Genomic DNA, 26,864 nt, shown 5'->3' on the forward strand with positions numbered 1-26,864 from the left:
TATCATGGATATTTACTTGTAACTATATAGTTAGTTCCGTCATTTATTAATGTAACCCCATCATTAGCTTGTATTTCGTAATCGCTTTCTAAATTACCTTGATATAGTATTTGCAAATTTCTGTTTTTACAATTTATGATAGTATTTCCTAACGGATTTCCTGTTATATAAAAGATAGCCCCAACCGAATCAGTTACATTTGGTAGAGTTATGGTTTTATTTATTGCTAAAACTGTTATAAATCTAGTAGCATAACCATCAGGTATAGTAAAATCATCAGATATACGGCTTATCTTAGGTAATATATCATCTAAGGTCGCTATAGTGTAAGCTTCGGCTCTTAAAGGTTTAGCAGGTATCAATATCTCAACTCCAGGACTTGTAGGTTCTGCAAAGGAAAGGTTGGTAGATTTGGGAGTTCCTGATAACATATCCCTTTTAACCATCAAAGAGATATTAGATAAGTTCATTTCTAAGGTACTTTGTTTATCTCCATCATTATATGAATTAGTTACAGTAAATACATCTGGATATTGTTGCATACTGGTAAATCTATGTCCAGATCCTGAAACTCCATTATCTAATAAAAATTGGTTACTTACAAAACTCTCTCCGCCTTCTAATAGAGATATTGTACTGCTTGCTTTAGTGGCTGTATTTTTATTTGTATCTATTAGTTTTTGCAAAGTAATATCATCTGTCGTTGCTAATTTGTAAGTTAAATTATCCCCGTTAACTTTAGCTGGTATTTCATAAGCAACAGTACCCGATAAATTAGTATTATCCTCAAACCTTAAAATAGACATACTACTACCTAGTATCGACCCGTCTTCATTTAATCTATTTAATTGTACTGACATAGTTGGGTTTCCATTAGTACTTCCAATTGCTCCATTTTTATAAACATCAGGTTGTGTTATTCCAACATCTTCTGACTGCATAGTAACTCCATTTTCTGACATACTAAAAAGTCCTGTTTGTACAGGATATCCTAAATATGGAGCTAATGTTGTAGATTTTTTCTCAATCCAAGGTTCTGATCTAAAGTCTATATTTAATGAAGTATCAAGAGAAGTATAAGATGCACCATTATCTAAGGTTTGTTGCAAATCTTGCGAGCCTCCACCGATTTCAACATTCCCAGTTCCTAGAATAGACTCTCCGTTTACTGTTTTAAAATCGCTTCTTAAGGCTACCGTTCCAGTTTTTGCAGGTAAAACTACCTCGTAATTACCTAGTGGGTTTGTACTAAAAGTTAGTTGTTTTGAGTATGGAACTCCATCTACTGTACTTGTGCTAATTATAACATCTGAACCTATTTTAACTTCGTTATCAGTGGTTTTATTTGTCATAATTAAAGGAAAAGTATTTGAGGCTTGCAATTCTATTTTACCCTCCGAATCCTCCATATTTACGAGTGCATTAGACACGTCTAACTGCATAGATCTACCACCACTCCCTGTAAGCATTATAGATTTATCAGTTGATTCATTTCCCGAACCTAACACTTGATCTAAAGTTGGAGTTGTTCCACCTGAATGAGCGTCTAAATACTCTTTAGTCACTAAGGATTTATTACCGCCTGAATCAATTAGAGTATTTGTTAATGTCGGAGCTAATAATCTGCCATCAGTTTCTTTTCTGATTGCGATATTTCCACTACCATCTGACAATATAACTAAGTTTGAAGCATCTGTAGGTAATCCTGTAATACCTCCAACGATTGTATTACAGTTACCTGTCTTTATTCCTGCATTATTTTTTCCTGAATTTATTACGATGTTATTGCTTCCTGAGCTTACAGTTCCACCTTCCTGAGTTTCTAATAATATATTAGCTGATCCTGATGTAAGATCTCTACCCGCTTGGTACCCAATAGCTATATTACTACTTCCTGTATTTGTTACTGTTGCACCTCCAAGAGCTAAATATCCAAGAGCTGTGTTTTTTTCTCCTGTAGTAATTGCTGACCCAGCGTCATTACCTATTCCTACATTTTTCCCTCCTGTAGTTAAATTATAAAGAGAGTTTGACCCGACTGCTGTATTAAATGTTGTATTAGTTGCAAGATTTAAACTATTTGAGCCTATTGCAGTATTAGAATTTCCTGTAGTTAATTTTGCTAATGCTTGAACACCTAAAGCTGTATTGTAACCTAAACCTGTTGTAAAATTATATAGAGAAAATGCTCCTACTGCTGTATTAAAACCGACAATGTTTGTTCTTAATGCACCATATCCCAATCCCGTATTATAAGTTCCTATTGCATTCTCTCTTAATGAGAGTGCTCCAACTCCTGTATTACCAATTCCTGTAGTATTTTTACTTAACACTGAAGCTCCAATGGCTGTATTATTTGTGCCAGTAGAATTAAGAGATAATGCAGTATAGCCTAAAGCTGTGCTATTATTAACTGCGCCTGCTCCTCTACCTATTCTAACAAGATTTATGATTTTATCAACTCCTCCAAGTTCTTGTAAAGGCGTATTATTAACGATACCTGATTGAGTTGCTGAAACTACCTGATCTGTAGCTAATTTATAAGGAGCACTACTATCTGGCATCTCAGGGAAAGTAAAAGTATTTTGTCCTGCTGATTTTCCATCAAAAAGTAATTTTAAATTTTTCTCTCCTTTACTCCAGTTTATGTTATCTCCATTGTATTGGATACCTTCTCCGAGTGGACCATCAATTGATAAGTTTTTAGAATCTATTGTAGCACTATATTCTTCGTCTAAAAATACAATTGGCTGAGTAAGGGATTTATTGTCTGAATTTAAGACCTGATCTAATGTTGGAATCGCTGAACTAATAGTAATATCTCCTTCTCCAACTATCTCTTCTCCATTAATTGTTTTAAAATCTTCTTTAGCAGCTAATGTAATTTCTGTACCTTCAGTTACAGGTAAATTTATCGTGCTAACGCCTGTCGAAGATGTATTAATTCGTAAATATGATTCAGCAGTATCCCGATTAAAAAATATACCTTGAGGGTTTATCGAAACATGTTGACTATCATCATGTGTAAAAACACCAGCAGAATCAATACCTGCTAACAGATTTGAGTTACTATCGGTTAAACGTATAGATCTGGAATCTATGCTTGTTTTTAACCAATTATAGTAGTCATCGTTAAAGATTATACTGTTTGTGGTCTCATTACCATTACCTAACGTTGTTTGTAAATTCTGAGCTCCGCCTGCTTCAATAACTATATCTCCACCGCCTGTCAATGGCTCCCCATTAATAGTTTTAAATTCGGGTTTATTAAACAATTGACTAAAACCAGATTCACTATTCCAATCCGTATTTACTTGTGGTGCATGTGCAATTTTATCGGCGAGGTGATTATCTAAAACGACTTTGTCAGCCTTAGATAAAAGCAATTCGTCAATTCCTTCAATATCTTTTACGGGAACTTTTTCAAATTTGTGACGGAAAGAATCCCAGGTATCCCAAAATTGTTGTTGTGATGGTTTAAGACCAGTTTTAAACCATTGTTTTATGGTGTTTAACGTTTGTAAGGCCATATTTTTTTCTTTTAATTATGTAGTTATTGATTTTTATAAATTGAATCTTTTTATGTAATAAGACAAATAGTAATGTTCTTTTGATTTTTCATAATTGTCAATTTAGATTAGGATTGAATTGCTTATTAGTAATCTTTTTTCTAAATGTTTGATTAGGAAAAATTGAGAATTATTCTTGTCGGGTATTTTAGGCATTTTGCTGATGCCCATTAATAATAAATAATCCATAATGGCTGCTGTTTTAGTTTGATTAATATATAGACTTGTAATTCTTTTTATTGAAAAATAGGAGAGTCCTTTTTTAATAAATGTTGTAGAAAACCAACATCAGTATTTAATTTTTGAGAGTGTAAAAGTAGAACAGAAGAATAGAAAAAGAACCAAAAAAAGCCTGATGAATTCAGTAGTTTCAGTAGAAAGGAAACTTGCTGAAACTACTGAATACAAGTAGTTTGGAATTTAGAAATCGCAAACTTTGATACTACTTTTACACCCAGAAAAACACCAAGCGATGAGTAAAAATGTAATTCATAATTTCAATCTTTCCATAAAAAATAGTGCTGATATAAAAAGTTCAGAACATTTAACCGAAACCATAATAAAAGAGTTGGCTAAAGTTTCAAAAGAAATGAGTCAGCAAAAAGATATCGTACAACTATGGCAGGAGCAAAACAATCAAACTGCAACTGCTATTTTAAACAATTCTACTGCCTCAATCGAAGGAGACGCGATCGATACTAGTGCCGGAACAATGCAAAATCCGATGCAATTAATTAGCAATACTCCGTCGGTTTTAGAGGGAATGCAGGATTCGATGGTTTCAACAGGAACTTTAGAATCTGGATTATTTACTACTTTAACAACCACTCCAATCGAAGGAGGCGTCGCTGATAACACTCTAAGAACAGAAATGAGTTCTTCTGCATCAACCGGCATTACTCCTTCGGTAATGGGAGATCAGAATTTGACTAATCAGGCATATTCAGGTATTTCAGTACAACAAAGTCTGATGGTGCCGGAAAGCTTTCAAATAAATGATAATGAGCCGTCTGTAGAAGTAATTAAAGCTGAGGTTAAAAAGAAATTAGATGCTGCAGTTATTGAAAATGATACTGAATCTATAAAATATTGGACAAGTATTTCTAAGGCTTTTGATCAAGGTGCGACGGTTTTGGATTTTGATGGAAAACCAGGTAATGAATTGTTTACTCAAATGTATGTGGAATTAAAGCAGTTAAATTTCTCTGCCGTAGTGGCTCAAAGCTTTAACTGGGAGATCGTTCGTGAAAAAATGATTAAAGCAATTGATGCTAATATACTTAAAGGATCTATTTCTAATGATAGTAAAAAACGCTGGGAAATAATAAAAGATCAACTGGCCAATGATAAGACAAATATTGCCAATCTTTTTGAGCGATACGACGAACTATTTTTATTATTAAAAGAAGTGCAAGGACTTGATAATTTGCCTACGACTATTACCATAATTACTAAAACGAAGATATATCCTAATTTAAGTGCAGACAAATTATATCCAGAAATAGGAAAAGAAGCTATTTATGGACGCCTTAAGCAGATTATTGAAACTAATTTTAAAGGAAGTGGAGTAAACAAAGGTGCGGTAAAAATTAGAAATACAAAACAAACTTCATTTATAATAGGAGAAAGCCTCGAATTTTTCGTTGATGAAGCCTTTATAAATCAGATGCACAATCAAAAAGAAAATATTAACTGGATAGTGTATAATAGCGACACAAAAAAGGAAAATATTTTTAAAAATGAAGGCACTTCTTTTAGCTATAATTTCGATATGCCTGGAACATACAGAATCGATGCTTATGGAGAAAATTACACAGTAAAACAGAAGAAAAGTGCAAAAACGGCTACTTTCATAGAACTAAAAATAATAACTCAGGAAATTATAATTGCGCCTCCGGCAAATGTTGCTGGTGGCTTTGTAAGACCTTTCTCCGAAGAGAAAAATTTTAAAGTATCGCTAAAACATACTGCAGTAAAAACACTAAATCCATTAAAACTGTATTATCAAATCGAAACTACGACTACTGGTAAAACAACTATAATTTCAGAAGAACGAGAGCTAGACTCAGCAGGTAGTATTAAATTATCGATGCCAGATTTAGGAACTTATAAAATTAAAGTTTTCAGTAAAGATCAATATACATTAGTTAAGGAGTTTAAAACTTCGGTAATTAAAAATGAAGTTACCAGAATTGGTCTCGCCGAAAAAACATCAGACAATAATGTGTTCTTATTGGGTATTCCTGACAGCACGGTAACTTTAGAAGCGAAAAAATTCAAGATAAATCCTCCTACAGATGCAGAAAAAGAAGATGTAAGTTGGATGATTTATGATTCTACTAATAAACCATATCTGGCACCTGGAACCGAATTATTCACAAATGAAAAAGATCCTCAAACGGCGTACATTCATAAATGGAATTCTTTTATTATGCCTATTCCTCAAAAAATAGGACATTATACAGTAGAAGCTTTTAGTGATCGTCAAAAAGGAGCCAAATCAGAATGTGTTTATAAAATGGAAGTAAAACACCCGGAAGTTACTGAAGCTTATTGGTCATGGAGCGGTGGAAGTAAAAAGGAAATATCTGGTTTTTCAGGAGAAAGCAATTATATAAAAGCTCAAATTCCTCACTACGAAAATCAAAAAGTTAGAGTTTATTTTTATTTAAATAAGGCAAAAACGAACCATTACATTGATGTAAAAACTAATTCAAAAGGTGAAATTTTTGAAGAAGTAAAATTTGATGCTGGTTTTCAAAAAGCAATTGGATTTACGAATGGAAAAAATGCCAAAATTGGATTTAAACTATTAGGAATACAGAATAGTAAACCATATCCTTTTAAGACACCGGCGAATTACGATTCTGATACTGTTTTATCTGTTACAACAGATGCAAAAATTCTTGATGTTTATTTTACTTATGATGGAATTCGCGTAAGACCAGAGGATGAGGTGCCATATGGTAAAAACGGAGCCATTGTAACTATAGTGGCTAAAACTCAAAATTTGGTTGAACAAGAAATTATATTAACTGCTCATAAAGTGGGAGAAAAACCATCTTTTAGTAACAAAGCAAAAGTAAGTTCAGAAGGGGTTGCAACAATTAGTTTTCTTTTAAAGAATCTTAATAAGAAACTCAAAAAGGGATCACAAATAAAGTATTACGCAGGTGTTGAAGGATTTTCTACAAAACAGTTGACTAATAAAGTATTAGTTATGATTGTTGGTGAAGGGAATGTAAATAACAAAATAGATGAAAATGATCTACAAATAATTTGGGGAGGAAAAGTAAGTGTTTTATTTAGACAAAAAGTTGTTGCTATTTGTGAAGATCTTTGGGGAAAGGAACGAAAGTATGAAATGGCAAATGCCTTAATGATTGCTATGTCTGTAGAAACTGCTGAAACATTTAGCAGTTCTCTAATACGATTAACAAAACAAGGATATATTGGAGTTTCGAAAGAAGAGCATAAAAATAATCCGGATTTAGTAAAAGGGCAGCCTATTGGTTTAGCTCAATTTACACAAGATGCCGTCGTATCTCTTATTTTAAAAGAAAAAGGAATTTCAGAAAATGCTAAAACTGCCGGGGCTATAACTCAAAAAGAGATTAATGATTACAAGCAAAAGTTAGCTTTATTATCGCCAGAAGATCAATTAGATTACGTTAAAAACTACTTTATGCTATTTAATAATCATAAAAAGGTTCAAAGGCCAGAAGATGTTTATATGATAATTTTTGCGCCAAGCGCTACTGGTAAAGGGGATAATGTAGATATCTATAAAAAGTATTTGACACAAGAAGATAGGGATAATGAAAAAGTAAATTTAAAATACAAAAAGAATGCTACAATGGATACTAAAAATGACGGATTTAATAAAGGTAATAATGATGAAATAATTCAATCGGGAGAGTTATTAGCCAGATATCGTGAAATGAAGGCAAAAGGACTAAGATATGCGATTGATATTAATGAAGCCAGAAAACTTAATCAGGTTCTAGCCGAAAAAATATTAAAGAGTGGAAAAGTAACTTTTGCAAATTCGCACCAATCAGGTATAAAGGATAATGCCATGGCAATTGATAACATAACTGATACTAGTGTCGGTAAAAATGCGAAAAAAAGTAATTATGAAAATGCAAGAGGTGGTGAAGTTGCGATTTTATCTGAAATGTTGTATGTATTATATGAATTAAGCAAAGATTATAAATTAAATATTTCAGAAATTGCTGGAGCTTCACACAGTATTAATAGTTATCATTATAAAGGAGTAGCATTTGATATTAATGAGATAGATGGAGTTCATATGGGTACAAGAGGTAAGCCGGCATTTACGCTTGAATTTCACGAAAAAATACGTAACATAGCTAAAAAGAATGGGGCTACAAAAGTCTTAGATCCTTATAATAGGCCAACAGATCATTATAATCATATTCATATTGAAATAACTAACTAAATACGATATATTTGGAAAAAAATATTATGAAGAAAATACTTTTGCCTATTGTCATATTGACTTTATTTTCTTGTACCAAAGAAAAAACGGAAAGCTGGAGAATAAATAATTATGAATATATAGTTAAAACAGATAGTGTTAACGTACAGGTGATTAATAGAGATACTTTAAAGTTTTATTACTTAAAAGATAAATTAAGATCAATTACTATTAATGATTTTATAACACCAAAATATGATACAGTTGAAGATGATCCGTTTTATTTTAAAACAATTTATTGTATTGATGAAAACTATGAATTTAATGCTGTGATTACAGAATTGAACAATATTAAAATAATAGGTGATTTTAAACAAAAAAATGAATATGAGTTAATTAATAATGTTTGGGTAAAAAGAGGAAGTATCGAAAATTATTTTTATGATAGTGAACTCCTAAACTTAGATATAGCCTTAACAAAAATTAACGATTATAATTATCCAAAATCAGTAATTAAAATCCCTAAGGAAAATTTGTTAGATTTAGTCATTGATCAAGATAAAGAGATTGCTTTATATGATGTCAAAGGTTTGAAGAGAATTAAAAATAAGTTTTATAAAAAAAATCCATTTAAGTATTTAAGAGATATTAAAGTAATCAAAAGAGAAAATCAAAAATTAGTTCTTGCAAAAATTATAGAAATTGAAAATGATGTTGAATATTATATAAACTTAAAAGACATTGAATCAGATGTTGTGTCAGCAGATTAATTTATTATCAGTGTTTGCTAAAATGAGATTAGAAGTAAAATAATAATGCCTCTTTATCAGTATGAATTCGATGCTTTGGTGAGTTATATTTATAATATTGGTTCGGCATTTAAGCTCCTAATTTAATAAGATACATCAATTCTAAGCATTTTAAACTTCAAGTAGGTGATATATTTGTTTGTAGTAGGAAATAGAATGACGGGCATACAGGGATTGTATATAAATATGATAGTGCAAATGATCTAGTTACTATACTTGAAGCAATAGGAAAAACTGGAAGTGCCGATGAAATTACAAATAAAGAAAAAGGAGGCTATACCATACCTTATTGTACAAGAACTTCTATTTATAAAACTAAAGACAAAGCTTTGTTTGCTCATACAGGATTTATTGGTTATTTTGGGAGACAAAAACTATAAAATATGAATCCATTAAAACAATATGGTTTAATTTTATTTATTATAATTTCAATCATTGGATGCAAAGATAAAAGCTCAGAAAAAAAGGAAAATATTTATTATCAAAATGAAGTCAGCCAACTCAATTTGATAAAGTATTAAAAATTAACGAATATGAGTATGCTAGTACTAAATATGGCAGTTATTTTTCCACATCATATGACAATGGAATTACATACAATCCCCAAAGTCTAAATGACCTGGGAAATTTAGTAACTTTTTTAATTCCTAAAGATTTTCACTTTTTTGAAAAACATTCAAAATATATAGATAAAGATAACTATGAGAATTTACAAAAAAAACGTAGATAAATTAAGCATTGAAGAATATAAAAAAGTATTTGATATATATGTTTTTTTTATTGACAAAAAATATTTAGTTCCAACTCCGGGAAATGATAGTCCCTACAATCTTAAAGAAAAGTATCAAACGGATTTGTATCAGTATAAAAATAATTCATGGGAAAAAATAGACTCCTTTTCTATAAATTCTGATGAAAAAAAGAAGAAAGAAATGAATTGGAGAATTAATTTTATTGAAAAAAAATCCAATGATTTACAAACTGCTTTTTTTAATCATATTAACAAAGTAAAGATTGACAATTCGTGGTACAGAGATTATATTCTTCCTTTAGATTCTTATGAACCAAATTACAACTATACCTATTATATAAAAATTTCTAAAGATTCTGTTTATGTAGCAGAAAGAACGTTAAAAGATTTGCTTGTACCTTTTCAAAATGCAGATACTTTGTTTTTATATCATAAAAAGAATCTTCTTTCAGGTTCAGAATACATGGAAAATAAGCAGATTCCTGAAGTAAAAATTATAAAAGTAAAAGACAAATATTATATCAGTAGTGAAGTCTTTGATTTAAAAAAACAGTATTTCTACTAAACCTTCAAAATATGGTTTTTTAAATGATGAAATGAATTAAAAAGTATAATAAGAATCTTTCAGAAGTAGTTAAATTAAGTCTTCAGGAGTACTTCATTCTATTAATAAGTACAAATACACTCCTTAAAAAGAAAAAATAGCGACATCTCTTTTTTTGTTTTAGATTTATCTTGCAGTGCGTTTGGTTTATTTTTTTTCTAAGTTTAGAGCAAATAAACCAATCGCATTAATTAATCATTGATCTGTAAGTAAATCAGTTTATGAAGAACATTAAAAGCTGCATTTTAAGTCTTGTATTATTTCTTTCCATTTCCTTTAGTGCGATCGCTCAGGGATCAGATTTGTATTTTGATCATATCGATTACGATGTGAGTTTTTCGCAGAGCATGATTTCGAGTATTCATCAAACCAAAAAAGGGTTTATTTGGATCGGAACCGCAAACGGATTAATTAGTTACGACGGCTACAGTTTTTTAAGATATGCTTACAATAAAGACATTTTAAATACCATAAGCAACAACCATATTAATGTTGTTTTAGAAGATAACGAAAAACAGCTTTGGGTAGGAACCAATAACGGTCTGAACCTTTTTAATAAAAGAGAACGTGATTTTTTAAGAGTCGACGTCCAAAAAGTAAAAGGGGGTAGAAACTACATTTCATCTATCATTCAGGACGATCAAAACCGAATCTGGATTGGAACTTTTGGAGGCGTCAAACGCTTAAATAAAAAGCAGTATTTATTAGAAGAAATTTCAAACGATCATAATTCCCCTTTTAGAAAAAGCAGGGTTTTATCACTGTTTTATGATCGTAATTATGGTGTTTTAGTAGGCACAGCAAAAGGACTGGATTGTTTTGACCCTAAAAACGGATCGCGAAAAGAACTTCCGAAAACTTTAAAAGAAAATGAAGCTTTAATCCATTCTAAGATTTGGAAAATAATTAAAGAAAAAAATGGCGATTTATGGTTTGCGACCGAAGCAAACGGAGTTTTTCATTATAATGCAGCCGCAAATTCCGTAAAAAATTATCTTCAGAATTCCGGCAATAAGAAAAGTTTATCATCAAATTGGGTCAATGATATTGTGGCGGTAGATGCCAATACGATTTGGTTTGCCACAAAAAACGGATTGTGCATTTATAAAAAAGACAAAAATGAGTTTACAAAATATCAGCATAATCCCCTTACAAGTTACAGCTTGTCTGACGATGATGTAAAATGTTTCCTAAAAGACCGTCACGATGATATCTGGATAGGAACCAATGGCGGAGGTGTGAACTTTTTCCAGAAAACCAATACTAATTTTACCAACGTAAGAGAGGTTATAAAACCCAATTTCGGATTAAACAGCGCCTTGGTAAATGCCGTTTCTAAAGAAAATAACAATGCTGTCTGGGTAGGAACAAACGGAGGCGGTTTGAATTTTCTGGATTTTAGAAACAACAAAAATTCTTCGTATTTAATCGATACCAATGATTTTGATAAAAGCGTCAATATGATTACGGCTTTAGTAAATCAGAATCAGGAAAGTTTGTTTTGCGGAACTTTCAACGGATTATTTAAGTTTAATAAAAACAGCAAAACATTCAGCAAAATTCCGCTTTCTCCAAACCCCAAAGAACGCAGCCGACCGATAACTTCTTTGTTACTTGATAATAATGATTTATGGGTAGGAACAAACGGAAATGGATTAAAAAAAATACTGCCGGACGGAACCATAGAAAGTTATATGGCCGATGGAACTTCAAACGCGCTCAGCGATAATTTCATTACAGATATCGCAAACCGCGAAAACGGCTTGTGGATTGCTACACAATACGGTTTGAACTTTTTTGATAAAAAACTTAAAAGAGTTACCAAAATCTATAAATCAGGAAAAGTCAGCGGATTGCCTAATAACAGCCTTACGGTTATGTTTACCGATTCTAAGAAAAGATTTTGGGTAGGTTCTGAAAGTGGCGGCATCAATTTGTTGAATGAAAAAGCCGGACACTTTTTCGAAATCAACCGCGCGCTGGGTTTTACAGATGAAACCATAAAGAGCATTTCAGAAGATGCAAAGGGAAATATCTGGATCAGCGACAATAATTTGCTGTATAAAATCAGAACCAGGAAATTGAGAACAGCTCCCGCTATTTCTGATTTTGAAATTACTTCTTATTCCGCAAAAGACGGTTTAAAAGTAAAGCAGTTCTCGAACAACAGCAGTTTAAAATTAAATGATAACGAGCTAATTTTCGGATCTTCAAACGGATTGATTGTTTTTAATCCATCCAAACTCATAAAATCTCCGGATAATGCAGAGATTGTTTTAACGAAGCTTATCGTGAACAATGAAGAAATCAGACCCGGAAGTAAAGAAGTGGAACTAAAAGAAGATATAAGTGAAACTCAGGAAATTACCCTGCATCATGATCAGGGATATATTGGATTGGAATTCAGTGCAATGAATTTTGTTTCTCCCGAAAAAAACGAATATGCCTATAAACTCGAAAGTTCCTTTAATAAAGACGATTGGCATACCATTGGTTCACAGCATTATATCAATCTTACCAATTTAAATTCGGGAACTTATCTCTTGAAAATTAAAACGGCAGATGGCGGTGGAAAATGGAATCCAGCCATTAAAACCTTAAAAATAATCATGTTACCGCCCTGGTGGAAAACATGGTGGGCTTATATTTTCTATTTCGGATTATTACTAGCCGGATCCGTTTTATTATTTAGATTTTTAAGAAATCGTGAATTATTAAAACAAGCTTTTTATCTGGAACAAGTCGAGAAAGAAAGACAAGAGGAATTGTACAAAATGAAACTGGATTTTTTTACCAATGTTTCGCACGAAATCAGAACGCCGTTAACACTGATAAGCGGTCCGGTTGAGGAACTTTTAAATAGTGCCGAAAAGAATTCGAATCTCGAACACAAACTCAAAGTCATCAAAAACAATTCTGACCGATTATTAAAATTAGTCAATGAATTAATGGATTTTAGAAAAGCCGAAAAAGGAAGCATGAAAATTTATTGCGAACAGCAGGATATCGTTTCTTTCTGTTTTGATATTTACGAATCCTTCCGCGGATTTGCTGTCGAGAAAAAAATCGATTACAAATTCGTTCTCAACATCAATACCGCTTTGATTTATTTTGATAAAAATCAGATGGAGAAAGTGATTTATAATCTGCTTTCGAATGCCTTTAAATTTACCAGTAAAAACGGCCGAATCACTTTGGCCGTAGAACAAAAAGAAGATTCAGATTCCATAGAAATAAAAGTAAAAGACAACGGAATTGGAATTCCTGAAAACAGAAAAAAGAAAATCTTCAAAAACTTTTTCCAATTAGACGATCGCGGAAGCGCCAATTTGGGAAGCGGTATTGGTCTTGCTTTAAGCAAAAGTATTGTCGAATTGCATCACGGAGAAATTAAAGTACAAACAGAAGCTGATGCCAATTTCAACACCATATTTACTATTACTTTAAAAAAAGGAAAAGACCATTTTAAAAAGTCGCAAATTGTTGAAAATGCCATTAAAATAGAAGAAAATGCAAGTCCAATCTCGGATGTGAAAACCGAAATTGAAACGTATGAGGCGCAATATATTGAAGAACCGGAAAACAGCAATAAAAAGACCATTTTGGTTATTGAAGACAACGATGAAGTATTGTCTTTTGTCTATGATATTTTATACAGCGATTACAAAGTCCTGAAATTTACAGACGGAATAAAGGCGCTCGAATACATGGAAAAAGAAATTCCGGACCTTATCGTAACCGATGTCATGATGCCGGAAATGGACGGTTTTGAATTGTGTAAAATTCTAAAAACAAACCTCAATACCAATCACATTCCGGTTATTCTGCTAACGGCGAAATCATCTACTTTAAACAGAATTGAAGGACTTTCGACAGGGGCAGATGCCTATATTTCGAAACCTTTCAGCATAGAAGAATTAAAACTGACAATAGCCAATTTATTATCGGCCAAAGAAATAATGCGTCAGAAATACAGAAACGGATTTATTACAGATACTGAGGACGAAAATGCAAATACGCCCGAAGGTTTATTCGTAAAAAAACTAACCCAGATCATCGAAGCCAACATCGATAATACGGATTTTGATGTCAATGATTTAGTTCGTGAAATAGGAATGAGCAGAACCGTGCTTTATAAAAAAGTACAAACCCTTACCAATCAATCCGTAGCTGGTTTTATTAAAAATATGCGATTAAAAAAAGCAACCAGTTTATTACTGAACACCAGCTATTCAGTATCAGAAGTTACCAATATGGTAGGTTTTAACGATCGAAAACATTTCAGTAAAGAATTTAAAAGGTTTTATAATTTATCGCCTACTGAATACAAAAACTCTCATTTGAATAATTAGCCATAAAGTCAGCAATCCCGATAGCTATTAATTGAACGCTGATGAAACAGATTCGCTATCGCGAAAATGCAGATTCACGCAGATATTTTAAAAACATTAAAGATCCGTTTTAATCTGCGTCTTTGCGAAAGCAAATCAGTAAAAATTCGCCTCTAATTATACATAAAGTCCGCAAAGTTTAATTTAAGCTTTGCGGACTTTGTGTTTTTATTCTTTGTGTGCTTTTCGGTTAAATCTTAAAAATTAATCGAATTTCAAAAATTTAAGTTTTTTATTACGAATACCGTTTTTTTAAAGCCTAAAACTGCAAAGAAGCACATTATTCCCCCCAAAAACGAATGTCTTCCTCCCCTAAAAACGCCATTTATTGGTCACATTTGCAATGAAATCATGACTGATTTTTAAACTAACTAACCAAAAAAATAACTTATGAAAAAAAACAAACATGAAAAGATGTTTTTTCTTGGAGGAAATTATCTAAAACTAATTTTACTGCTGTTTATGTGTATTCTTTCGACCACAACGAATGCACAGGAAACCTCAATCACAGGAAAAGTAGTCGATAGTCAGGGCTTACCCTTGCCAGGCGTAAATGTGCTTTCAAAAGGCACATCAAAAGGAGTCCAGACAGATTTTGATGGAAATTTCAGTATCAATGTTGCTGCTAAAAGTGTATTAGTGTTCTCTTTTATTGGGATGGATGAGGTTTCGGTTGAAACTGAAAATAAAAAGAATCTAAAAGTAGTGATGAAAGCAAGCTCTCAGGCACTTGACGAAATTATAGTCGTAGGATATGGTACAAAAAAGAAAAGCGACGTAATCAGCTCTGTGGCATCTGTTAAACCGGGTGACATGACTAAAGTTGCTACTTCTGATGTGGCCGAAATGTTAAGAGGTAAAGCAGCAGGGGTTCAGGTATCATTAGCTGATGGCGGACCAGGAAGTTCTTCAACAATACAAATTAGAGGAAAAAAATCCATCAACGGAAGCAACGAACCTATCGTAATTGCTGATGGAATCGTAATAGGAAACATCAATGATATTAATGCTAACGATATTGCTTCTTTAGAAATTTTAAAAGATGCCGCCGCGCAATCTATTTATGGGGCAAGAGCATCAAATGGGGTTATTTTAATTACGACTAAAAGAGGAAAAACAGGAAAAGCAAAAATTGCTTATAATGGATTCTCCGGAGTACAGACAATTAATAGAAATTTCGATATCTACAGCGGCGAAGAATTTGCCCAGCTAAAAAGAGAAGCCTATAGAACAAGTAACAATGGCGTTTACAGACCAGACAATCAGGTTTTTTCTCCGCTTGAATTAGAATCGGTTCAATCCGGAAAATATATCGATTGGGAAAAATATGCCTTAAGAACCGGTGTGACCAATAACCATAGTTTGAGCGTTTCTTCAGGAACAGATAAAACCAGCATTTTTACGAGTTTAAATTACATTAATACTTCCGGTGTTGTACCCAATACCGACTTCGAAAAAGTGGCCATGAGAATTAATGTTGACCAAAGAATTACAGACTGGCTTAAAGTGGGAATGAATCTTTCGCTTCAGTTTTCTGAGTCAAATAGCCCTAATGTGGGGAATGTTCTAAATAATGCCATTAATACCTCACCGCTGGGTAAAATTTACAATGACGATGGTTCGTTCCGTCATCTTCCGGGTGGAATTCAGGAAACACCAAATCCGCTTATTGATATTTATGAAACCAATACAAATGAGTTAAACAGAAACGATATTATGAATGTGTTTCTGGATATTAACATTTTAAAAGGTTTTACCTATAAATTAAATGCCAGCAGAAGATCCTGGAATTACAAAGCAATGAATTTTAATTCTTCGAGATCACTTTCAGGAATTGCAAATTCAGGACAAGGAAGCGGCAGTATTCTTTTTAAGGATAATGTAGAATATCAGTTTAGTAATATTTTGAATTACAACTTTAATCTGGCCGAAAAAAATCATTTTAGTGCCACAGGAGTTTACGAAATAACATCATCAGAATACAATGAGTTTAAAAATTCATCCAACAGAATTCCGAGTGATATTTTAGGGATTTATGGTATTGAAAGTGCTTTCCTGAACACGCCGGAAATTGGCGGTAACGAACGCTCTCTTATTTCATTTGCTGGAAAACTGGAATATGATTTTGACAATAGGTATTATTTTACAGTTTCAGGCAGAGCCGATGGATCATCAGTATTTGGTAAAAATAATAAATGGGGATTTTTTCCCGCTGTAAATGCGGCGTGGAATGTTTCAAATGAAAATTTCATGAAAGAACACATTCCTGTTTTGAGCAATTTAAAATTAAGAGCCAGTTATGGTAAAGTAGGGAATCAGCCCAAAGATCCGTACCAAAGTATGGCAGTGGCAGACCAGAGAGATTATATTATAAACGGAATAAAAGTATCAGGTTACGTTCCGGGTTCGCAATTGTCTAATCCGGATTTGCGCTGGGAAACTTCAACACAGTTAAATCTTGCCGCCGATTTTGGTTTATTCAAAAACAGATTAATGGGAACGGTTGAGGTTTATAACACCGATACTTCAGACTTATTGATCTATGAAACTTTAAATGCCAATACGGGATATACAACCAAACTGTCTAATCTTGGAAAAGTAAATAACAAAGGTTTAGAGATTACTTTGAATGGAGATTTGATCAAAAAACAAGATTTTAGACTGAATGTTGGCGCAACTTTCACCAAAAATAAAAACAGCATCGTAAGTATTTATGGTAAAGATGCCAACGGAGATGGAAAAGAAGACGATTCTGTGGGAAATCTATGGTTCATCGGGAAGCCAATCGATGTGTATTATCGCTATAAAGCTGTTGGAATTTATCAGCAAGGCGAAAATATTCCAATTGTTACAGGAACAACTCTGTATCCGGGAGATATAAAATTATACGATGCAGATCCGTCAAACGGAGCAAATCCAAATCCGGATCAGGATAGAGTGATTACTTCAAAACTGCCTGATTGGTTCGGAACTTTTTCAGTGAGTTTAGAATACAAACGTTTCGATTTCTCGGCAGATATTTATACTGTTCAGGGCGTTACCAGAGACAATTTATTTTTATACGATTATGTAAAAGGTGGTTCTTTAAGAGGAGTTAAAAACGGTATCAAACAAGATTACTGGACACCGGAAAACCCTGGAGGAAACTGGCCGAGACCAAGAGACGGAAACGATCCGCCGTACATCAATACTTTAGGATTACAGGATGCCTCTTACATACGTTTACAAAACGTATCACTTGGGTTTAAATTTCCTGAAAACACACTTAAATCATTGGGCTTAACCAATATGAGACTTTATGTAACAGGAAGTAATTTAATTACCATTACAGATTATCAGTCGTATAGTCCTGAAAAAGAGATCAACGAATATCCTGAACCTGTTACTTGTGTTATAGGCTTACAAGTAGGTTTCTAACAGCACATTTAAGACATCAATAAAATAAAAATAACAAGATCATGAAAAATATAAATTTTCTATTTGTTTTGATATTCGGACTTTCTTTAGGATTGACTTCGTGCGAGGAGTTTCTGGAAGAAAACGTAAAAGATCAGATTTCTGTAGATTATATCTACACTTCTCCGGCAGGATTAGAAGTTGGAGTAAATGCACTGTACAACCAAATGAGGTATTATAATTCGCCATCCGGAGATAATAACGATTTATGGGCCAATGTATTTTTTATGGTTGCCACCGATTTAGGATTGCACAGAACCTGGAATACACCTTACGGAACAGGCCATAATCCGCAATCTTTTACAGGATCAAAATGGATTCAGGGATATAAAATTATCGACAGATGTTCTGCCATTATCACTTCGGCAAGAAGCATTAATATGGATGCAAATGCCAAAAAAAGATTAGTGGCTCAGGCGCGTGTTATACGAGGCGAATTGTATTTAGATTTAAAACAAATGTACGGTGGGATTTTAATCGACACCATTCCAACAACACCAGAAAACATTAATGATGTAGTAGAATACAAAGTAGCCAGCGATGCAGATGTTTACAAATTAATCGACGGCGATTTGGATTATGCTATTGCAAATCTTCCTTTTAAAGTAGATGCGGGCCGTTACGGACAAGGTGTTGCAAGACATATTCGTGGTAAAAGCGCTTTATGGCAGCAAGACTGGATAGAAGCAGCAAAGCAATTTGATGCCATTATCAATGACGGAACTCACGGGTTAGTGACATTGGCAGAGGTTTGGGGACAAAATGCCAACCATAAAGAATCACTTTTTACCTATCAAAGAGATTTTCTATTAGGACCAAGTGATGACCTGGCAGGCGGCGGTGGTTTTTGGCTCGGAAGTGTTTTTACACAAAGAACGTATGAGTTAAATGCAAGCGAATTAATTCAGGATGTGGCTTACGGAGGTCAGTCTCTGGGATGGTTTTATCCCAACAATTATTTAAAATCTCTTTATGATCAAACCAACGATTTAAGATTTAAAACCTACTACTATTCAGATAATTATCAGGATTATAAAATCAATGTTGTGGGTAACCCAAAATTCGGACAGCCTATTACCAATCCGGCAATTGCAGCGCCAAACGGAAATTATAGAGCCTGGCATTGGAGTTTAAAAAAATACCACGATACAGAAAAACTGCCAATGACATCCAACAGTTATAAAGATTATATGTATTACAGATTAGCCGAAACCTATTTACTGGCATCAGAAGCCTATCATAATCTGGGTAACGACACAAAAGCGCTTGCCTATTTAAATAAAGTGAGAAGAAGAGGATATACCGGAAATCCGGAAAGTACTGTAACAACTTTCGATTTAACAACCTGGACATTAAATAATTATTTAGACGAATCGGCAAGAGAATTGGCTTTTGAAAACAACAGATGGTTTCTGCTAAAACGATTAGGACTTTTGGTAGAAAGACAAAATTTATATTTCCGTTCAAGTCCATCTGGAACGAGCGCCGGAGAAGTACCTTTAAAAATGACACCAATAATGGTCAATATGCCAATTCCACAAACTCAGATTGATTTAATGGGAAAACCGGCAGGATTTAATGTGGGGTATAATTAATTAGAATCAAATTTTTGTTAGTAACAATAGAGCTGGAAATCAAATTTGGTTTTGATTTCCGGATCAAATAAAAAATAACACGATGATAAAGAAACAATATATTTTAGGTCTATTAACCGCTTTGTTATTTGCTTCTTGCAGCAACGACGAAAAAACAGTTTTTATTAATGTTGATGATAATGGATCTCCGGTGAATCCAACTCCAACATTGACTTTAAAAGAAAAAGCAAAGTTTAAAATTGGGGCTGCAGTAAAAATGAAAGATCTACAAAACGAAACCAATTTTAAAAATGCAGTCTTAAAACATTACAGTCAAATCACGGCCGAATACGAAATGAAAATGGCCAGCATCTGGACTTCGGCCACCGCTTACAATTATACCGCAGGCGATTATCTGACCACTTTTGCCAAAGACAATAATCTGGAAATTCACGGACATACTTTGGTTTGGTACGATTCATTTCCGGAATGGTTTAAAAATGCCAAATACGATTCAATCGCATTCGAAACCAAAGTCAAAATTTATATTACCGATGTTGTAGGACATTACAAAGGAAAAGTTAAAAGCTGGGATGTGGTAAACGAGGTTTTTGCAGATGGCGGAGCTTTAAGAAACGAAGCCGTGATTAATCCGCTTTTTAAAGATCCGATTGGATTTTACGGAAGGTGTTTTAAATACGCAAAAGCAGCCGATCCTGATGCCAAATTATTCTACAATGATTACAGCGTTGTATTTGATGCAGGAAAAAGAGCTGCCATCAAAAAAATGGTCACAAGATTCAAAGCCAATGGAGTACCAATTGATGGTGTGGGAGATCAGTTTCATTACGCTACCGATACCAATCGACAAACCATGAAAACGGGTTTTACAGATCTGGCTTCGACAGGATTGTTAATTCATATTTCAGAATTGGACATTAAAGTAAATACTGCAAAATCAGATTCGTATGTGTTTAATGATGTCGAACAGCAAAAACAATCTGAAACCTATAAATACATTACCACTATGTATGAAGAACTGCCTCAAAATCAAAAATTTGCGATCTCAACCTGGGGTGTAACCGATAAATATACGTGGCTGACAAGCTTCTGGCATTCAAAAGAATATCCGTTGCTATTAGACGCTGATTATAATAAGAAACCGGCTTATCAGGGATTTTTGGACGGATTAAAATAGAGTTTTAGAATATAGAGAATAGAATATAGAAAATAGATCTAAAAGAAGAGAAACAAGAGAGAAGAAGCAAGATTAGGTGAGAAATCTTTTCTCTATATTCTTTATTCTATTTTCTAAAAAAAACAAGAATCAAGATTTGCTGAGAAGTTTATTCTCTTTATTCTTTGTTCTTTCTTCTGTCTCAAAAAAAAGAATAAAATGAGAAGCCTATTCTCTTTACTCTTTCTTCTATTCTCTTTAAAAAAAATAACCAAAAAAAAGAAATCATGACCATAAAACTAAATCATATATCTAAATTAAAATACCTGTTTTTAGTGCTTTTCATAGGTTTGTTTTCCTGTGAAGATGATGTACGCGAAGTATATCTTTATAATAAAGGAAAGCTAGAAGCAACTTCGACCAACACCTCTGTTAAAGCAGGAGAAACGGTAACGTATACCGATTCATCAACTAAAGTTCGTGCTGTAAAATGGACTTTTCAGGGCGGATCTCCGGGAGCCTCAATCGAGCGAAATGTTGAGGTAAAATATACTAAAGGAGGAACTTTTACAACGACTCTCGAAATCACTTTTGTTGATAATACAGTCGAAAAGAAAACATTTGCTGTTGAGGTCGAAGCTCCTGCAATTCCGCCAATTGTCATTCTGGCTGACGCACTTAAAATTTACTCTGACAATCCTGATTTTACCAAAACGGCCCCTGTTTTAAATTGGGTTTCAAGCAATCAGTTTGTAATTAAAGAAGTTGCCAATGATGGTTACGAAGGAGCGTACAGAAATTTTTCTCTTCCGGCAACACCACCTGCAACAGAAGCTAAATGGGCAATGGCAATTCTGTCGTTTGTAAATTTCACTGATATTTCCTCTTACACTTATATCAATATGGCGGTAAGAACGACCAGCACCGGAAAAATCAGATTTAGAATGAAAGATGCCTCGAATACAGGATATGTAGAATTTGATGCCACAAGCAATTTATACGGACTTAAAAGAGATGGAAGCTGGAATATGGTTAAAATTCCAATTGCAGAATACAAAAAACAAAATCCGGCATTAGACCTGACAAAAATTAAAGATATTTTGGTTTTAAGAAGCGTTGATCCGGAAGATATCAGAACTTTAAATAATTACGTTTTCGATTTCGATCATATCTATTTGTCTAAATAATTTTTTAAACACATAGTGTGAACTCAGTTCTCAGTTTTCAGTCACAGTTTTCAGTCATGCTAAACTGAATATTGCGACTGCGACTGATAACTGAATACTAAAAAGACCTCTTAAAAAAATAAAAACTAATGTAATGAAGCATTTCCTTTATTTAATATTCTGTTTTACGAGCCTAATTTCCCTGCACGCACAGAATAATATAAAATACCAAAAAGTCGAAGCCAGACAAAATGCCTTAGACCCAAAATGGGTTTCGTATGAAGCCAAAACGATTGATAAACTTCCCGGTTTTAAAATAAAAAAACAAGAACCTATTTCAATTTACGGCGGATCAAAAGCCTGGCAGAAAGAAGCAACAGGATTTTTTAGAACCCAAAAAATAGACAACAGATGGTGGATTATCGATCCGGATGGTTATCCGTTTATTTATAAAGGAGTTGCCGTTTTTAATGCCGGACGATCTGTAAATCAGCAAAAAGCATTTGATGAAAAATTCGGAAGTCCGGAAAATTGGTTAAAGCAAGAATCAAAATTACTTCGCGATAACGGATTTAACGGAGTAGGAGCGTGGTCGAATACAGACTTGGTGAGAAAAGGAGAAAACCCACTGGTTTATACCGTAATTATATCGCCAATGGGTATGTATCATTCAGACCATATTAAAAAATACGGTGGAAAATACAAAGAAGCCAGCTGGCAGAATTACCGTTTTGATTTGGTTATGGTTTTTGATAAAGAGTTTGATGCATACGTCGAAAAAGCGTTCAAAGATCTTTCTAAATACAAAAATGATAAGTATTTGATGGGTTATTTTACTGATAATGAACTGCCGTGGTATAACGACGCGTTAGATAAACATTTAACTTTATTGGCCAAAGATGAACAAGGATATATTGCTGTAAAAGAATGGTTCGATCAAAGAAAAGGTTTTAGCGCTTCGGCCTCAGATATTACTCAGGAAGACCGCATGGCGTTTACCGCTTTTTACTTTGAAACCTATATGAAAAAGGTTACCGTTGCACTTAAAAAAGCAGATCCCAATCATCTTTATTTAGGATGCCGTTTTAATCAGGATAAAGAGCAGGAATTAACGAATCCGGAGATTTTTAAGGTGGCCGGAAAGTACATGGATATCATTTCGATTAATCATTACAGAAAATGGGAACCAAGTCAGGATTTAATGAATAAATGGGGCGAATGGTCCGGAAAACCGTTTTTAATTACAGAATGGTACACCAAAGGAGAAGATTCCGGATTGCCGAATAATACCGGAGCAGGATGGCTGGTTCGAACTCAAAAAGAAAGAGGACTTTTTTACCAGAATTTCACTTTAGAATTGCTTAAGAATAAAAATTCGGTTGGCTGGCATTGGTTTAAATATATGGACAACGATCCGGAAGATTTAAGCACCGATTATTCAAACAGAGATTCAAATAAAGGTATTGTAAACAGTGCATTTGAACCGTATAAGCCTTTATTAAAAGAGATGAAAATTATTAATGATAATGCCTATCAATTAACACAGTATTTTGATAAGAAATAGAATTTGTAATAAAAAATAAAATGATTTAAGCTATGAGAAAAATAATAATACTGTTTTTTACTTTTCTGATTTTTGGGAAAACGATGGCACAGGAAATTCCGTTACTATCCAATATTTCGGCTCGAAACAACATCAACTTAAACGGAAAGTGGAGTTATATTGTAGATCCGCTCGAAAACGGATATTACGATTATCGATTAATGCCGTTTAAAAACAACGGATTTTTCGAAAATAAAAAATTCAACACCACAGATTTAACCGAATATAATTTTGCAACTTCGGCCACGATGGATATTCCGTCTGACTGGAATTCAAAAGACGAAAGATTATTTTTTTACGAAGGAACAGTTTGGTTTCAGAAAGACTTTAATTATAAAAAGAGTTCTCAAACCAAAGGTATTCTTCATTTTGGAGCAGTCAATTACGATGCAAAAGTATATGTGAACGGAAAATTAGCAGGAAGTCACGTAGGTGGTTATACGCCTTTTAATTTTGATGTAACTAATTTGCTTGTTGACGGAAATAATTTTGTGGTGGTAAAAGTCGACAATAAACGTCATAAAGATAATGTTCCAACCGTAAATATGGACTGGTGGAATTACGGCGGAATCACCAGAGATGTTACTTTGGCTCAGGTTCCCAATACTTATATCGAAGATTATTTGGTTCAGTTAGATAAAAAAGACAAAACCAAGATTTCAGGCTGGGTAAAGCTGAACAGTGAAGCTGGAAATCAGTCGGTTTCGATTAAAATCCCTGAATTAAAAATCAAGAAAAGCATTATAACGGATGCCAAAGGAATGGCCTATTTTGAGATTAAAACCAATCCCGTTTTATGGACACCGGAAAAACCAAAATTATACGACCTAACCATTGACAAAGCCGATGAAAGTATCGCGGATAAAATTGGTTTTAGAACCATTGAAACCAAAGGAAAAGAAATTCTATTAAACGGAAAAAAAGTCTTTTTACGTGGTATTAGTATTCACGAAGAAGCACCGTTTAGATCCGGAAGAGCGTGGTCTAGAGAAGACGCCGTTACTTTATTAACATGGGCAAAAGAATTAGGCTGTAATTATGTTCGTCTGGCACATTATCCCCATAACGAAAACATGGTAAAAGAAGCCGAAAAAATGGGATTAATGATCTGGTCTGAAGTTCCGGTGTACTGGACGATTTCATGGACAAATCCCGATACCTACGTCAATGCCCAACGTCAGCTGCACGATATGATTTACAGAGATAAAAACCGCTGCGGAATCGTGATTTGGTCTATTGCAAACGAAACTCCGCACGGCGATGATAGAGATATTTTCTTAAGTAAACTCGCTAAATATGCCCGTACACAAGATAATTCGCGTTTAATAAGTATGGCAATGGAAGTAACCAAAAGTCCGAACAATGTAAATACGCTTCATGATAATATGAACGAATACGTAGATATTGTGAGTTTTAACCAATATTTAGGCTGGTATAGAGGAACAAACGAATCCTGTAAAGACATGCAATGGGTAATTCCGTATAACAAACCTGTTATCATCAGCGAATTTGGCGGTGAAGCGCTGCAAGGTTTACACGGAGATAAAACACAGCGCTGGAACGAAGAATACCAGGAAGAACTGTACGTACAAAACACTCAGATGTTCAATCGTATAGAAGGGCTGGCCGGAGTTTCTCCCTGGATTTTAGTTGACTTTAGATCACCACGAAGGCAGTTACCCAACATTCAGGATTTCTTTAACCGTAAAGGTTTGATTTCAGATCAGGGAATAAAAAAGAAAGCTTTTTATGTAATGAAAGATTGGTATGCTCAAAAAGAAAAAGAATATAAATAACTGAAAAAATTGCGGTTGTCTTTTCAGGCAACCGCATTTTTTTTCAATATATAGTAAATATTTTCTGGACTAAACTTCTTTTTTCTTTATACATCTTCCTCTAGGCTCATCACCTTCATGAAGTACAATTTCAGAATGCAGGAACTGTGCAGCGTCTGCAGAATCTTTTACTTTGATGGCACTTCTTTCTAACATTTGGGATTCAAACTCATTTAAGGCATTTTCTCTTATGCCTGCTTTTCGCCATTCAGACATTGGTTTGCACCCTTTCGAAATGCCGCGAGCGAGTGCAAGTGCATCGAGTAAGGCCTGATTGGCGCCTTGTCCTTTAAACGGGCTCATTGGGTGAGCTGCATCTCCAATCAAAGTTACTTGGCCGGCTTTTGATAATAATCCTGAATCCAGTAATTCCCGATCATAAACCGGATAACCGGAAACCTGATTTTCCTGAGTCGCTTTTATAATCTGAGGAATAGGATCGTGCCATTGAGTTCTTCGACACGCTTCTTGCTTAAGTGCATGGGTTCCCTGAGCACTAAGCGTTTTGGCTTCTTCTTCGGACATTGGAAAACTAAGCTGCCACATTACAGAATCTGATGTATACGGCATTATGTAAATGCGTTCATTTCCGTTAGCGGTCTGAAATACTGTTGCTGAATCCAGTAAATCACTATTAATTCCCTCAAGAGTTTTCAAAGGACAAATACCCAGGATCACAATACAGTCCAGATAACGTAAAGGAGTAATGTCTTCACCAATCAGTAATCTTCGTACCGAACTGCGAATACCATCGGCCCCAACCAAAAGATCGGTTGTTACGCTTTTTATTTCTCCGTTTACCTGAAATTTTAAATCAATACCTTCATCTTCATTTTGTTTAAAATCAACTAATTGGTGTCCCCATTGTACAAAATCATGACCTCCCAGTTGTTCCAGTAATGCAAGTCGCAAAGCTTGTCGCGCAATATGCACATTCGTACGTTTATTAACTGTTTTAGTATCGGACTGCAGCCATTTTCTAATTCCCCATTCCCCAATAACTTTTCCTTCTGTGGTATGCACCAAATGCCTTGTTGAAACCACACCATCTTTTAGAGAGAAAATTCCCAGTCCTTCTATGGCTCTACTGGCTTGCTGCAAAGTAAGTCCGTAGCCTTGAGATCGCGCTTCGAAGTTATTGTCACGTTCATAAAGAGTAAAAGGAATTCCGCGATGCAAGCAGGCTACAGCGAGAGCTACACCACCAATACCGCCGCCAATAATAGCAACATGTGGATAATTTTCTTTATCCGCAACAGCTGCACTGGCTGCCGGAATCAATCCTGAGCCGTTACAATTCAGGCATACATATAAATTGCCTTTAGGATAAACGGGAGCCGTTCCTTCTTTTGTTTTTTCAAACTGATCGAGAGCAATCTGGTAGAGCAGTCGTGCTTTCTTGCTGATTCTTCGGCTTTTTTTGCCGCGTCCCTGGCATTCCGGACAAATAGTCCAGCTAGTTTTTTGATTTTCCACTTTTTGCTTTCC

12 protein-coding genes are annotated in these 26,864 nt (G+C 34.1%); 10 read left to right on the top strand and 2 right to left on the bottom strand.

What is annotated here, in order from left to right:
* Positions 1-2: 2 nt before the first annotated feature.
* On the bottom strand, positions 3-3,530 hold the full coding sequence (locus GIY83_RS01565) for a hypothetical protein (RefSeq protein WP_208684236.1): 3,528 nt from the start codon (positions 3,528-3,530) through the stop codon (positions 3-5).
* 511 nt (positions 3,531-4,041) lie between these two features.
* Between GIY83_RS01565 and GIY83_RS01570 the strand changes: the two genes are divergently transcribed.
* The 10 genes from GIY83_RS01570 to GIY83_RS01615 all read left to right on the top strand — a co-directional run bounded on the left by GIY83_RS01570 (position 4,042) and on the right by GIY83_RS01615 (position 25,337).
* Complete coding sequence (locus GIY83_RS01570; RefSeq protein ID WP_208684238.1) at positions 4,042-8,031, top strand: hypothetical protein; 3,990 nt, start codon at positions 4,042-4,044, stop codon at positions 8,029-8,031.
* Between the two features lie 11 nt (positions 8,032-8,042).
* Positions 8,043-8,780, top strand: a complete 738-nt coding sequence (locus tag GIY83_RS01575; RefSeq protein WP_208684239.1) for a hypothetical protein — start codon at positions 8,043-8,045, stop codon at positions 8,778-8,780.
* A 740-nt stretch (positions 8,781-9,520) separates the two neighbouring features.
* Positions 9,521-10,135, top strand: coding sequence for a hypothetical protein (locus GIY83_RS01580; RefSeq protein WP_208684241.1), 615 nt, complete (start codon positions 9,521-9,523; stop codon positions 10,133-10,135).
* A gap of 260 nt (positions 10,136-10,395) precedes the next feature.
* Positions 10,396-14,526, top strand: a complete 4,131-nt coding sequence (locus tag GIY83_RS01585; protein WP_208684243.1) for a hybrid sensor histidine kinase/response regulator transcription factor — start codon at positions 10,396-10,398, stop codon at positions 14,524-14,526.
* A 429-nt stretch (positions 14,527-14,955) separates the two neighbouring features.
* A complete protein-coding gene (locus tag GIY83_RS01590) occupies positions 14,956-17,982 on the top strand; it encodes a TonB-dependent receptor (protein WP_208684245.1) in 3,027 nt (1,008 codons plus the stop codon).
* A gap of 41 nt (positions 17,983-18,023) precedes the next feature.
* Positions 18,024-19,616 (top strand): RagB/SusD family nutrient uptake outer membrane protein, encoded by a 1,593-nt coding sequence (locus tag GIY83_RS01595; RefSeq protein WP_194615674.1) that lies wholly within the window; start codon positions 18,024-18,026, stop codon positions 19,614-19,616.
* An 82-nt stretch (positions 19,617-19,698) separates the two neighbouring features.
* Entirely contained in the window at positions 19,699-20,793 is a 1,095-nt protein-coding gene (locus GIY83_RS01600; RefSeq protein WP_208684247.1) for an endo-1,4-beta-xylanase, read from the top strand.
* A gap of 266 nt (positions 20,794-21,059) precedes the next feature.
* Complete coding sequence (locus GIY83_RS01605) at positions 21,060-21,959, top strand: hypothetical protein (RefSeq protein ID WP_208684249.1); 900 nt, start codon at positions 21,060-21,062, stop codon at positions 21,957-21,959.
* Positions 21,960-22,092: 133 nt separating this feature from the next.
* The gene (locus GIY83_RS01610; RefSeq protein WP_208684251.1) at positions 22,093-23,502 is read left to right on the top strand and encodes a hypothetical protein; all 1,410 of its coding nucleotides are present in this window, start codon (positions 22,093-22,095) and stop codon (positions 23,500-23,502) included.
* A gap of 32 nt (positions 23,503-23,534) precedes the next feature.
* Entirely contained in the window at positions 23,535-25,337 is a 1,803-nt protein-coding gene (locus GIY83_RS01615) for a glycoside hydrolase family 2 protein (RefSeq protein WP_208684253.1), read from the top strand.
* 69 nt (positions 25,338-25,406) lie between these two features.
* Here GIY83_RS01615 and GIY83_RS01620 read toward each other — a convergent pair whose 3' ends face one another.
* Positions 25,407-26,852, bottom strand: coding sequence for an NAD(P)/FAD-dependent oxidoreductase (locus tag GIY83_RS01620; RefSeq protein ID WP_208684255.1), 1,446 nt, complete (start codon positions 26,850-26,852; stop codon positions 25,407-25,409).
* Positions 26,853-26,864 lie beyond the last annotated feature (12 nt).

The organism is Flavobacterium sp. SLB02, assembly GCF_009664855.1.
Classification (GTDB): Bacteria; Bacteroidota; Bacteroidia; order Flavobacteriales; family Flavobacteriaceae; genus Flavobacterium.

What these genes read in the sequence shown, in the direction of transcription:
- GIY83_RS01565 (WP_208684236.1), bottom strand. Translation starts at nt 3,530, where the DNA reads ATGGCCTTACAAACGTTAAACACCATAAAACAATGGTTTAAAACTGGT.
- GIY83_RS01570 (WP_208684238.1), top strand. Translation starts at nt 4,042, where the DNA reads ATGAGTAAAAATGTAATTCATAATTTCAATCTTTCCATAAAAAATAGT.
- GIY83_RS01580 (WP_208684241.1), top strand. Translation starts at nt 9,521, where the DNA reads ATGAGAATTTACAAAAAAAACGTAGATAAATTAAGCATTGAAGAATAT.
- GIY83_RS01585 (WP_208684243.1), top strand. Translation starts at nt 10,396, where the DNA reads ATGAAGAACATTAAAAGCTGCATTTTAAGTCTTGTATTATTTCTTTCC.
- GIY83_RS01590 (WP_208684245.1), top strand. Translation starts at nt 14,956, where the DNA reads ATGAAAAAAAACAAACATGAAAAGATGTTTTTTCTTGGAGGAAATTAT.
- GIY83_RS01595 (WP_194615674.1), top strand. Translation starts at nt 18,024, where the DNA reads ATGAAAAATATAAATTTTCTATTTGTTTTGATATTCGGACTTTCTTTA.
- GIY83_RS01600 (WP_208684247.1), top strand. Translation starts at nt 19,699, where the DNA reads ATGATAAAGAAACAATATATTTTAGGTCTATTAACCGCTTTGTTATTT.
- GIY83_RS01605 (WP_208684249.1), top strand. Translation starts at nt 21,060, where the DNA reads ATGACCATAAAACTAAATCATATATCTAAATTAAAATACCTGTTTTTA.
- GIY83_RS01610 (WP_208684251.1), top strand. Translation starts at nt 22,093, where the DNA reads ATGAAGCATTTCCTTTATTTAATATTCTGTTTTACGAGCCTAATTTCC.
- GIY83_RS01615 (WP_208684253.1), top strand. Translation starts at nt 23,535, where the DNA reads ATGAGAAAAATAATAATACTGTTTTTTACTTTTCTGATTTTTGGGAAA.